Origin of the sequence: Mycobacterium interjectum (assembly GCF_900078675.2) — a bacterium.
Lineage (GTDB): Bacteria > Actinomycetota > Actinomycetes > Mycobacteriales > Mycobacteriaceae > Mycobacterium > Mycobacterium interjectum.
Map to the genome: position 1 here is coordinate 531,332 of NZ_LT546237.1, position 11,525 is coordinate 542,856.

General features: G+C 70.0%; 10 protein-coding genes and 3 pseudogenes. 7 read left to right on the forward strand and 6 right to left on the reverse strand.

The features are described 5' to 3' along the window. The 5 genes and pseudogenes from BN4348_RS37145 to mptB (BN4348_RS37165) form a co-directional block, all read right to left on the reverse strand. The coding region (locus BN4348_RS37145) for an ATP-binding cassette domain-containing protein (protein ID WP_142308788.1) at window positions 1–433 on the reverse strand (433 nt) is incomplete at its 3' end. Then, a pseudogene (gene mptB / locus BN4348_RS62735) lies at window positions 430–1,463 on the reverse strand (polyprenol phosphomannose-dependent alpha 1,6 mannosyltransferase MptB). The gene BN4348_RS37145 and the pseudogene mptB (BN4348_RS62735), both read right to left, overlap by 4 nt. Window positions 1,464–1,588: 125 nt before the next feature. Then, window positions 1,589–2,299: an ABC transporter permease gene (locus BN4348_RS37155; protein WP_235852850.1), complete on the reverse strand. Its 711-nt coding sequence runs from the start codon at window positions 2,297–2,299 to the stop codon at window positions 1,589–1,591. 62 nt (window positions 2,300–2,361) lie between these two features. Further along, window positions 2,362–3,300, reverse strand: coding sequence for an ABC transporter ATP-binding protein (locus BN4348_RS37160; RefSeq protein ID WP_096866120.1), 939 nt, complete (start codon window positions 3,298–3,300; stop codon window positions 2,362–2,364). Continuing rightward, window positions 3,297–4,982 (reverse strand): polyprenol phosphomannose-dependent alpha 1,6 mannosyltransferase MptB, encoded by a 1,686-nt coding sequence (gene mptB, locus BN4348_RS37165; protein ID WP_066910666.1) that lies wholly within the window; start codon window positions 4,980–4,982, stop codon window positions 3,297–3,299. Before mptB (BN4348_RS37165) ends, BN4348_RS37160 begins: the two co-directional genes overlap by 4 nt. 69 nt (window positions 4,983–5,051) lie before the next feature. Between mptB (BN4348_RS37165) and BN4348_RS37170 the strand changes: the two are divergent. The 7 genes and pseudogenes from BN4348_RS37170 (at window position 5,052) to BN4348_RS37200 (ending at window position 10,921) form a co-directional block, all read left to right on the forward strand. Further along, window positions 5,052–5,494, forward strand: a pseudogene (locus BN4348_RS37170) (winged helix-turn-helix transcriptional regulator). Then, entirely contained in the window at window positions 5,491–6,936 is a 1,446-nt protein-coding gene (gene sufB, locus BN4348_RS37175) for a Fe-S cluster assembly protein SufB (RefSeq protein WP_066910640.1), read from the forward strand. The pseudogene BN4348_RS37170 and the gene sufB overlap by 4 nt, the downstream one beginning before the upstream one ends. Beyond that, complete coding sequence (sufD, locus tag BN4348_RS37180) at window positions 6,933–8,096, forward strand: Fe-S cluster assembly protein SufD (protein WP_066910643.1); 1,164 nt, start codon at window positions 6,933–6,935, stop codon at window positions 8,094–8,096. Before sufB ends, sufD begins: the two co-directional genes overlap by 4 nt. Next, window positions 8,093–8,875 carry a Fe-S cluster assembly ATPase SufC gene (gene sufC, locus BN4348_RS37185; RefSeq protein ID WP_066910647.1) on the forward strand — a complete coding sequence of 261 codons (783 nt, stop codon included), beginning with the start codon at window positions 8,093–8,095 and terminating at the stop codon, window positions 8,873–8,875. Before sufD ends, sufC begins: the two co-directional genes overlap by 4 nt. Before the next feature lie 2 nt (window positions 8,876–8,877). Continuing rightward, the gene (locus tag BN4348_RS37190) at window positions 8,878–10,113 is read left to right on the forward strand and encodes a cysteine desulfurase (protein ID WP_066910650.1); all 1,236 of its coding nucleotides are present in this window, start codon (window positions 8,878–8,880) and stop codon (window positions 10,111–10,113) included. Next, window positions 10,110–10,596 (forward strand): annotated as a pseudogene (gene sufU, locus BN4348_RS37195) (Fe-S cluster assembly sulfur transfer protein SufU); the annotation flags it as partial. The gene BN4348_RS37190 and the pseudogene sufU, both read left to right, overlap by 4 nt. Continuing rightward, window positions 10,574–10,921: a metal-sulfur cluster assembly factor gene (locus tag BN4348_RS37200; protein ID WP_066910656.1), complete on the forward strand. Its 348-nt coding sequence runs from the start codon at window positions 10,574–10,576 to the stop codon at window positions 10,919–10,921. The pseudogene sufU and the gene BN4348_RS37200, both read left to right, overlap by 23 nt. A gap of 15 nt (window positions 10,922–10,936) precedes the next feature. Here BN4348_RS37200 and BN4348_RS37205 read toward each other — a convergent pair. After that, a partial coding sequence (locus BN4348_RS37205; protein WP_066910659.1) for a DUF5666 domain-containing protein occupies window positions 10,937–11,525 on the reverse strand: 589 nt, incomplete at its 5' end.

The following is an 11,525-nucleotide window of genomic DNA, read 5'->3' on the forward strand; positions in this document are numbered from 1 at the left end:
GCCGTTGCTGCTGGCCGCCGGAGAGCCGCCGATACGTGGTGCGGGCCGCGTCGGTGAGGCCCAGGGTGTCCAGCAGCCACGCCGGGTCCAGCGGGTCGGCGGCGTAGGAGGCCACCAGGCCGAGCATCTCGCCGGCACGCGCCGCGGGGTAGCCGCCGCCGCCCTGCAACATCACCCCGATGCGCGCGCGCAGCCGCGCGTTGTCGGCGATGGGATCCAGGCCGAGCACCTCGATGGTGCCGGCGTCCGGGCGCACGAAGCCCTCGCACATCTCGACCGTCGTCGTCTTGCCGGCGCCGTTGGGGCCGAGCAGCGCCAGCACCTCGGCCGCGCGCACCTCGAGATCAAGATTGGCGACGGCCTCGACGGAGCCGTATCGCTTGCTGACCCCGCGTAGCCGCACCACCGTGTCGGGCGTTTCGGCGCGGCTCACGTGGAATCAGCGTAGGCGTCGGGTGCCGCCTCGGGACTGGGGGCCTCGGGAGCCACCGGGGCGGGCGGGGTGATGACCGCCTCGCCGTTCGTGGGTAGCCGGCGCCACGGCAGCCGGGTGTAGGTCGCGGCGATGAGCACCGCCACGATGAGGCTGCTGGCCAGCGTCGCGTCCACGATCTGAAACAGCGCAAAGCGGTCGCCGTTGGCCGTCGGGCCGAAGATGCCCACGATGAGGGTGATGACGATCGCCGCCACCCGGAAGCCGGTGCGGGTCGCCCAGGCGGCCAGCGGGATGATCGCCCACAGCAGATACCAGGGCTGCACCACGGGAAACAGCAGCACGGTGATGCCCAGCGCGACGCCCAGGCCGCCGATCGGGTGCAACCGGCCGCGGAAGACGGCGACCAGCAGCCAGGCCACCATCACCGTGATGATCAGCACGCCGATGGCGCGCGTGAGCCCCAACACCGCGGTCGTGTGATCGCCCAGCCCCAGCAGGATCCCCACCTGCCCGGTCCCGAGCGCCAGTAGCGTCGGCGGCGACATCCAGCTGCGCACCACGTTGGCGGTGCCCAGCGTGTAGATCCAGCCGAACCCGAGCCCGCTGGCCCAGCCGACGAGGGCCATCACCGCCAGCGACAGCGCCGCCATCCCGCCGCCGGCCAGTAGCAGCGCCCGCAGGGTGCCGCCGCAGCGGTGGGNAGGACCTCGGTGCGCCGGCGCGCCCGGGTCACGGCCAGCACGGCCAGCACCGCGGCGATTACGACCGCGAAGGTGATCATCCGGTTGCCGAACTCCACGGCCTGGTGAATTCGCGGCACCTCGGCGTGGGCCACCGGCGTGAAGCTGCCCGGGAAGCACTGCGGCCAGGTCGGGCAGCCCAGGCCCGAGGCGGTGACGCGCACGATCGCGCCCGTGACGGCGATACCGCCCTGGGTGAGGATGACGAGCGCGGCGATCACCCGCTGGGCGCGCAGGCTGGGGTCGGGGAGCAGGTCCACCACCCGCCGCAGCGTTCGTCCGAGCACCGCCCGATGGTAAGCCAACAAGAACTACGGCCTGTAGTAAGCCCGGGCGCCGCCGAGATAGAAACCTCGTACACCGGTGTCGGCGTGTCGTCGCAACTGGTTACGTGTCGCCGAGCCCGTCGGCGTCAGGTGAAGCGGAACCAGCGCCGCGCGGCCAGCGCCGCCACCGAGCCCCATGCCGCCAGGACGACGACGCCGAACCAGTCCACCGACAGCGCCATCGCCTGCGACAGCGCCTCGGTCAGCGCGCCCGACGGGGTGAGCCGCGCCGCCCACTTGACGCCCGCGGGGATCATCCCGGATTCCAGGGTCAGCGCGCCCAGCCCGGCGAACACGAACCACATCAGGTTGGCGACCGCGAGCACGATCTCGGCCCGCAGCGTCCCGCCCAGCAGCAGCCCGAGGGCGGCGAAGCCCGCGGTGCCCAGCGCGATGACGGCCGCGCCCAACAGCAGCGCCGCCGGGGCCGGCCGCCAGCCGAGCGCAAAACCGATGGCGCCCAACAAGATTGCCTGCATAAACACCACCGTCACCACGGCCAGCGACTTCCCGGCGATGATGCCCCACACCGGCAGCGGGGTGGCCCCGAGTCGTTTCAGCGCGCCGTAGCGGCGATCGAATGCGACCGCGATCGCCTGCCCGGTGAACGCCGTCGAAATCACCGCCAGGGCCATGATTGGGGGCACGAAGGTGGCGGCTCGGTTGTGCCCGAACGAGCCGAAGGGCAGCAGCGTCAGCCCCACCAGCAGCGTGATCGGGATGAACATGGTGAGCAGCAGCTGCTCGCCGTTGCGCAGCAGCAACTTGAGCTCCAGGCCGTACTGCGCGGCGAGCATCCGGGGCACGGCGTTGGGGCGCGGGTCGGGCGCGAAGGTCCCCGCGGGAAAGGCGCTGTCGGTCAAGGCCGTAACTTCCTGCCGGTGAGGTCGAGGAACACGTCCTCGAGGCTGCGTTGCTCGACACGCATGTCGGTGGCGAGCACGTCGATCTGCGCGCACCACGCCGTGACGGTCGCCAGCACCTGGGGGTCGACCGGCCCCTCGACCAGGTACTCGCCGGGGGTCACCTCGGTGACCTGGTAATCCTCCGGCAGCGCGGCGGCCAACAGGGAAAGCTCGAGCCGCGGCGGCGCGCTGAACCGCAACTGGTCTTTGGCGCCGGCGCGCATCAGCTCCGCCGGCGTGCCCGTGGCCACCGTCACGCCGTGGTCGATGATCACCAGCCGGTCGGCGAGCTCCTCGGCCTCCTTGAGCTGATGGGTGGTCAGCACCACCGTCACGCCGTCGCGGCGCAGCGCGTCGATCAGCTCCCAGACCAGCAGCCGGGCATGGGCGTCCATGCCCGCGGTGGGCTCGTCGAGAAACACCAGCTCGGGGCGGCCGACCAGCGCACACGCCAGCGCGAGCCGTTGCTGCTGGCCGCCGGAGAGCCGCCGATACGTGGTGCGGGCCGCGTCGGTGAGGCCCAGGGTGTCCAGCAGCCACGCCGGGTCCAGCGGGTCGGCGGCGTAGGAGGCCACCAGGCCGAGCATCTCGCCGGCACGCGCCGCGGGGTAGCCGCCGCCGCCCTGCAACATCACCCCGATGCGCGCGCGCAGCCGCGCGTTGTCGGCGATGGGATCCAGGCCGAGCACCTCGATGGTGCCGGCGTCCGGGCGCACGAAGCCCTCGCACATCTCGACCGTCGTCGTCTTGCCGGCGCCGTTGGGGCCGAGCAGCGCCAGCACCTCGGCCGCGCGCACCTCGAGATCAAGATTGGCGACGGCCTCGACGGAGCCGTATCGCTTGCTGACCCCGCGTAGCCGCACCACCGTGTCGGGCGTTTCGGCGCGGCTCACGTGGAATCAGCGTAGGCGTCGGGTGCCGCCTCGGGACTGGGGGCCTCGGGAGCCACCGGGGCGGGCGGGGTGATGACCGCCTCGCCGTTCGTGGGTAGCCGGCGCCACGGCAGCCGGGTGTAGGTCGCGGCGATGAGCACCGCCACGATGAGGCTGCTGGCCAGCGTCGCGTCCACGATCTGAAACAGCGCAAAGCGGTCGCCGTTGGCCGTCGGGCCGAAGATGCCCACGATGAGGGTGATGACGATCGCCGCCACCCGGAAGCCGGTGCGGGTCGCCCAGGCGGCCAGCGGGATGATCGCCCACAGCAGATACCAGGGCTGCACCACGGGAAACAGCAGCACGGTGATGCCCAGCGCGACGCCCAGGCCGCCGATCGGGTGCAACCGGCCGCGGAAGACGGCGACCAGCAGCCAGGCCACCATCACCGTGATGATCAGCACGCCGATGGCGCGCGTGAGCCCCAACACCGCGGTCGTGTGATCGCCCAGCCCCAGCAGGATCCCCACCTGCCCGGTCCCGAGCGCCAGTAGCGTCGGCGGCGACATCCAGCTGCGCACCACGTTGGCGGTGCCCAGCGTGTAGATCCAGCCGAACCCGAGCCCGCTGGCCCAGCCGACGAGGGCCATCACCGCCAGCGACAGCGCCGCCATCCCGCCGCCGGCCAGTAGCAGCGCCCGCAGGGTGCCGCCGCAGCGGTGGGCCAGCGCCACCGTGACAAAGCCCAGCGCCAGCAGTGACGGCAGCTTTACCTGCGACGACAGCGTGATCAGGATCGCGCCCGCGAGCAGCATCCCCAGCGGCTCCCAATCCGGGCCGGGCCGCCACGACGCGGGCAGCAGTCGCGGAGAGTCGATGCCGCGCAGCGCGAACTCGGCCCCGGCCAGCATCAGCCCCAGCATCAGCGCCTCGTTATGCACGCCGGCGACCAGGTGCATGATCAGCAGCGGGTTGGCCGCGCCCAGCCACAGGGCGCTGACCTCGGCGACGCCGCAGCGCCGGGCCAGGCGGGGGGTGGCCCAGACGATGAGGCCCACGCCGGCCAGCACCACGATCCGGTGGCAGAGCACCGCGGCGACGATGTTCTCGCCGGTCAGCGCCGAGATCCCGCGCCCGATCCACAGGAACAACGGGCCGTAGGGCGCCGGCGTCTCGCGCCACAGGGTCGGGACTGACAGCGTGAACACGTGACCGAGGCCCAGACCGGACGCCGGGCCCACCCTGTAGGGGTCGAGTCCCTCCAGCGAGATCTGGCTCTGGGCGAGGTAGGAGTAGACGTCCTTGCTGTACATCGGCGGCGCGGGCAACAAGGGCAGCACCCACAGCAGCAGGGTGCGGTCCAGGTCGCCGCGCGACATCCGCCTGTTGCCCAGCGCGAACCGGCCGAGCATCAGCCAGGCGAGCGCCATCATGACGGCCCCGGTCGTCGTCATGGTCAGCGACACGGTCTGGATGCGCGACGGCAGGTTGAGCAGCCGGACCCCGAAGGTGGGGTCCTGGACGACGGGCCGAGCCCCGGCGCCCAGCGCGCCGATCGCCATCAGGACGGTGCCGGTCGCGCCGAACAGGCGGGTGCGGCGCAGGACGGTGAGCTCGGTATCGTTCAGCGGCGAACCCACCGCCTGCTCATCGCCGTGCAGGCTGGCGATCGACGAGCTCAGCGTGTGGTGGCGGGCTGCCATCACAGCAGCGTAGCCGCCGCAATCGGGCGGCCGGCGGTGTGACCAGCGCAACGCCCGGACAGGGGACCCTTGGTGGACCGATCCCCGGAATTGCGTCACACTGGTGTTGTGAAAATCCGAACCAGCCTCGATGAGGCGCCCGCGGCTCCAGTCGGCGCCGCGGTGCCGGATGGTCACACCCGGCGCGCCATCGTGCGCCTGCTGTTGGAATCCGGATCGATCACCGCCGTGGAGATCGGCGACCGGCTGGGCCTGGCGCCCGCCGGCGTGCGGCGGCACCTCGACGCGCTGATGGAGGCGGGCGATGCCGAGTCGGTGGCCGCCGAGGCGTGGCAGCAGGTGGGCNCGAGCAGCAGGCGATGGCCGAGGTGCTCGGAACCCACGTGCAGCGGTTGGCGACCATCGTCAACGGAAACTGCGCCTGCACCACCCACGTGCCACTCACTGTTCCGGTCTCGACGGCGCCCAGCCCGCGCCGCGACACCACCAGCATCGAAGGAGCGTCCGCATGACACTCACGCCCGAGGCCAGCAAGACCGTCGAGCCGTTGACCCAGGAGCAGGCGATCGCCTCGCTGGGCCGCTACGGCTACGGCTGGGCGGACTCCGACGTCGCGGGAGCCAGCGCGCAGCGCGGGCTGTCCGAGGCGGTGGTGCGCGACATTTCGGCGAAGAAGAACGAGCCCGAGTGGATGCTGCAGACCCGACTGAAGGCGCTGCGCATCTTCGACAAGAAGCCCATGCCGAGCTGGGGTTCCAACCTCGAGGGCATCCACTTCGACAACATCAAGTACTTCGTGCGCTCCAGCGAGAAGCAGGCCGCAACCTGGGACGACCTGCCCGCGGACATCAAGAGCACCTACGACAAGCTGGGCATCCCGGAGGCGGAGAAGCAGCGGCTGGTCTCCGGTGTCGCCGCGCAGTACGAGTCCGAGGTCGTCTACCACTCCATCCGTGAGGACCTGGAGGCCCAGGGCGTCATCTTCTTGGACACCGACACCGCGCTGCGCGAGCATCCCGAGATCTTCCAGCAGTACTTCGGCACCGTGATTCCGGCCGGGGACAACAAGTTCTCGGCACTGAACACCGCGGTGTGGAGCGGTGGCTCGTTCATCTACGTCCCCAAGGGTGTGCACGTCGACATCCCGCTGCAGGCCTACTTCCGGATCAACACCGAGAACATGGGCCAGTTCGAGCGCACGCTGATCATCGCCGACGAGGGCTCCTACGTGCATTACGTCGAGGGCTGCACCGCGCCGATCTACAAGTCGGATTCGCTGCACTCGGCGGTGGTCGAGATCATCGTGAAACCCAATGCGCGCGTTCGCTATACGACCATCCAGAACTGGTCGAACAACGTCTACAACCTGGTCACCAAGCGGGCCCGGGCAGAGGCCGGCGCCACCATGGAATGGGTCGACGGCAACATCGGGTCGAAGGTGACCATGAAGTACCCGGCGGTGTGGATGACCGGCGAGCACGCCAAGGGCGAGGTGCTGTCGGTGGCGTTCGCCGGCGAGGACCAGCACCAGGACACCGGCGCGAAGATGCTGCACCTGGCGCCGAACACGTCGAGCAACATCGTGTCCAAGTCGGTGGCGCGCGGCGGCGGCCGCACTTCCTACCGCGGCCTGGTGCAGGTGAGCAAGGGCGCCCACGGATCGCGCTCGAGCGTGAAATGCGATGCGCTGCTGGTCGATACGATCAGCCGCAGTGACACCTACCCGTACGTCGACATCCGCGAGGACGACGTCACGATGGGCCACGAGGCCACCGTGTCGAAGGTCAGCGAGAACCAGCTGTTCTACCTGATGAGCCGCGGGCTGACCGAGGACGAGGCGATGGCGATGGTAGTGCGCGGCTTCGTGGAGCCGATCGCCAAAGAGCTGCCGATGGAGTACGCGCTCGAGCTCAACCGGCTGATCGAGCTGCAGATGGAGGGCGCGGTCGGATGACCGCTTCGCTAAACAAGGGGGAGCTATTCTCCTCCTTCGATGTCGACGCGTTCGAGATTCCGCACGGCCGCGACGAGCTGTGGCGGTTCACCCCGCTGCGGCGGCTGCGCGGGCTGCACGACGGCTCCGCGAACGCCACCGGCCGCGCCCACATTGACGTGGCCGAACAGGCCGGCCTGCGGGTCGAGACCGTCCGGCGCGGCGACGAGCGGCTCGGGCGGGGCGGCGCCCCGGCCGACCGCGTTGCCGCTCAGGCCTTTTCGTCGTTCAATTCCGCGACGCTGGTCACCGTCGCGCGCGACACTCGCATCGCCGAGCCGATCACCGTCACCGTCACCGGGCCGGGCGAAGGCGCCGTGGCCTACGGGCACCTGCAGATCCGCGTCGAGGAGCTCGGCGAAGCGGTGGTGATCATCGACCAGCGGGGCAGCGGAACCTACGCCGACAACCTCGAATTCGTGATCGAGGACGCCGCCCGGCTCACGGTCGTGTGGATCGCCGACTGGGCCGACGACATGGTGCACCTGTCCGCCCACCACGCCAGGCTGGGCAAGGACGCGGTGCTGCGGCACGTCGCCGTGACGCTGGGCGGTGAAATCGTGCGGATGTCGGCCAACGTGCGGTTCTGGGGTCCCGGCGGGGACGCGGAGCTGCTGGGCCTGTACTTCGCCGACGACGGCCAGCACCTCGAGTCGCGACTGCTGGTGGACCACGCACAGCCCGACTGCAGGTCGAACGTGCTGTACAAGGGTGCGCTGCAGGGAGATCCGGACTCCGCGCTGCCCGACGCGCACACCGTGTGGGTGGGTGACGTGCTGATCCGCGCCGCGGCCACCGGCACCGACACCTTCGAGGTGAACCGCAACCTGGTCCTCACCGACGGCGCGCGCGCCGACTCGGTGCCCAACCTCGAGATCGAGACCGGCGAGATCGTCGGCGCCGGGCACGCCAGCGCCACCGGGCGTTTCGACGACGAGCAACTGTTTTACCTGCGTTCGCGCGGCATCCCGGAGGAGCAGGCGCGCCGCCTGGTGATCCGCGGGTTCTTCGGGGAGATCATCTCGAAGATCGCGGTGCCCGAAGTGCGGGAACGCCTGACCGCAGCCATCGAACACGAACTGGCCATCACGGAGAAGACGGAAAAAATAGAAGCCTCATGACCACTCTTGAAATCAAGGACCTGCACGTCAGCGTCGACGACCCCAACGCGCCGGAGGGGGAACGGGAAATCCCCATCCTCAAGGGCGTGGACCTGACGGTGAAATCCGGTGAGACGCATGCCCTGATGGGGCCCAACGGCTCCGGCAAGTCCACGCTGTCGTACGCGATCGCCGGGCACCCCAAGTACCGCGTCACGTCGGGCTCGATCACGCTGGACGGCGGGGACGTGCTGGCGATGAGCGTCGACGAGCGCGCGCGGGCCGGGATATTCCTGGCCATGCAGTATCCCGTCGAGGTGCCCGGGGTCTCGGTGTCCAACTTTCTGCGCTCGGCGGCCACCGCCGTCCGCGGCGAGGCCCCCAAGCTGCGCCACTGGGTCAAAGAGGTCAAGGCGGCGATGACGTCCCTCGAGATCGACCCGGTGTTCGCGGAGCGCAGCGTCAACGAGGGCTTCTCGGGCGGTGAGAAGAAGCGCCACGAGATCCTGCAGCTGGAACTGCTCAAGCCCAAGATCGCCATCCTCGACGAGACCGACTCCGGTCTGGACGTCGACGCGCTCCGGGTGGTCAGCGAGGGCGTGAACCGTTACGCCGAGTCCGAGCACGGCGGCGTCCTGTTGATCACGCACTACACCCGCATCCTGCGCTACATCCACCCGGAGCACGTGCACGTGTTCGTCGGCGGCCGGATCGCCGAATCCGGTGGACCGGAGCTGGCCGACGAGCTCGAGCAGAACGGCTACGTCCGCTTTACGCAAGCGGCGGCAACAGGGGCGTAGGCATGCTGGACGTTGCGGCGATCCGTGCCGACTTTCCGATCCTCAAGCGCATCATGCGCGGCGGAAACCAGTTGGCGTACTTGGATTCCGGCGCGACGTCGCAGCGCCCGCTGCAGGTGCTCGACGCCGAGCGGGAATTCCTGTTGACCTCCAACGGAGGGGTGCATCGCGGCGCCCACCAGCTGATGGAGGAGGCCACCGACGCCTATGAGCAGGGCCGCGCCGACATCGCGGCCTTCGTCGGCGCCGACGCGCAAGAGCTGGTGTTCACCAAGAACGCCACCGAGGCGCTCAACCTGGTGTCATACGTGCTGGGCGACAACCGTTTCGAGCGTGCCGTCGGGCCCGGCGACGTCATCGTCACCACCGAGCTCGAACACCACGCCAACCTGGTCCCGTGGCAGGAGCTCGCGCGGCGCACCGGGGCCACGTTGCGCTGGTACGGCGTCACGGACGACGGGCGCATCGACCTGGAGTCGCTGCGACTCGACGAGCGGGTCAAAGTCGTTGCCTTCAGCCATCATTCCAACGTCACCGGCGCGCACGGCCCGGTGGACGAACTGGTGAGCCGCGCCAAGGCGGTGGGCGCGTTGACCGTGCTGGACGCCTGCCAGTCGGTGCCGCACCGGCCGGTCGACTTTCACGCGCTCGGCGTCGATTTCGGCGCGTTCTCCGGGCACAAGATGTTGGGCCCCAACGGGATCGGCGTGCTGTACGGGCGCGGCGAGCTGCTGGGCGCCATGCCACCTTTCCTCACCGGCGGGTCGATGATCGAGACGGTCGCCATGGAAGCCTCGACCTACGCGGCGGCGCCGCAGCGCTTCGAGGCGGGCACCCCGATGACGTCTCAGGTGGTCGGATTGGCGGCCGCCGCGCGCTATCTCGGCGCCATCGGGATGGACGCCGCCGAGGCCCACGAACGCGAACTGGTCGCCGCGACCATCGAGGGCCTGTCCGGCATCGACGCCGTGCGCATTGTCGGTCCGGCGTCGACGGAAAACCGCGGCTCTCCGGTGTCGTTCGTCGTCGACGGCGTGCACGCGCACGACGTCGGGCAGGTGCTCGACGACGATGGCGTCGCGGTGCGCGTCGGGCACCATTGCGCCTTGCCGCTGCACCGCAGGTTCGGGCTCGCGGCCACCGCGCGGGCGTCGTTCGCGGTGTACAACACCGCCGACGAGGTCGAGCGCCTGGTGGCCGGCGTGCGTCGCGCGCTGGATTTCTTTGGGAGAAGCTGACGTTGCGCCTCGAGCAGATCTATCAGGATGTGATCCTCGATCACTACAAGCACCCGCAGCACCGGGGGCTGCGGGAGCCGTTCGGCGCGCAGGTGTATCACGTCAACCCGGTCTGCGGCGACGAGATCACCCTGCGGGTCAGCTTGTCCGACGACGGCGAAACCGTCGTCGACGTCTCCTATGAGGGGCAGGGCTGTTCCATCAGCCAGGCGTCGACCTCGGTGCTGACCCAGCAGGTGATCGGCCACAGCGTCGGTGAGGCCCTCAAGACCACGACCGCCTTCACCGAGATGGTGTCCTCGCGCGGCACCGTCGAGGGTGACGAGGACGTGCTGGGCGACGGCGTCGCGTTCGCCGGGGTCGCCAAGTACCCCGCGCGGGTCAAGTGCGCGCTGCTCGGGTGGATGGCGTTCAAGGACGCGCTGGCTCAGGCCAGCGCGAGCTTCGAGGAGGACCAGAAATGAGCGAAACCACCGCACCGGGCGACGAGTTTCTTGCCGACCTGGAGGAGGCGATGCGCGACGTCGTCGACCCCGAACTGGGCATCAACGTCGTCGACCTGGGGCTGGTCTACGGCCTGAACGTCGAGGACGGCGACGAGGGAACGGTCGCCCTGATCGACATGACGCTGACGTCGGCGGCCTGCCCGCTGACCGACGTCATCGAGGACCAGTCGCGCAGCGCGCTCGTCGGCGCCGGCCTGGTCGACGACCTGCGGATCAACTGGGTGTGGAACCCGCCGTGGGGACCCGACAAGATCACCGAGGACGGCCGCGAGCAGCTACGCGCCCTCGGCTTCACCGTCTGATCCCGCTCCACCCCTTCACAGGTGGAAGGGCAGATGGGGCAGGTGCAGGTGGTGGTGCGGGTGCCCCATCGGCGGGCACGCCTGAAGGCTGATCGTCATCGCACCCAGCACGCCGGCGTCCTGGGTGCCCTGAGCGCCCATGCACTTGCCGTTCGCGATCGCCTGGGAGTCCGACGGCGTCTGCTTCTGGTAGGAGGTCGAATTCGCGACCGTCACGGTGGTGGGCGTTGGTTGGGGACCCATACCGCTGACGGCGATGCTGTTGCCCGAGACCGAGCTGACCGTGCCGTAGAACCCGGCCGGCGGCGGGCACTTGCCGTCGACGGCTGAGGTGACCGTCACGGCTTGCGCGGTGATCGCCCCACCCGTGGGCGCGCTCTGCGGGGTGGCGCGCACGTTGACGCAACTGCCGGGGGTGACGTCGGCCAGCTGGGCCGCGGTGACCTCGACGACCCGCGTCGATGGGGAGAAGTCCACCGTGGCCGACCCCGTCCGCGTCCGCAGCTGGATCGTGCCGCCCGACACCGACTCGATCAGGCCCTCGACGTAGTCCCTCGGGACGGCGGGCGGCGGCGGAGCCGGCGGCGGCGGCGTGCCCGGCGCA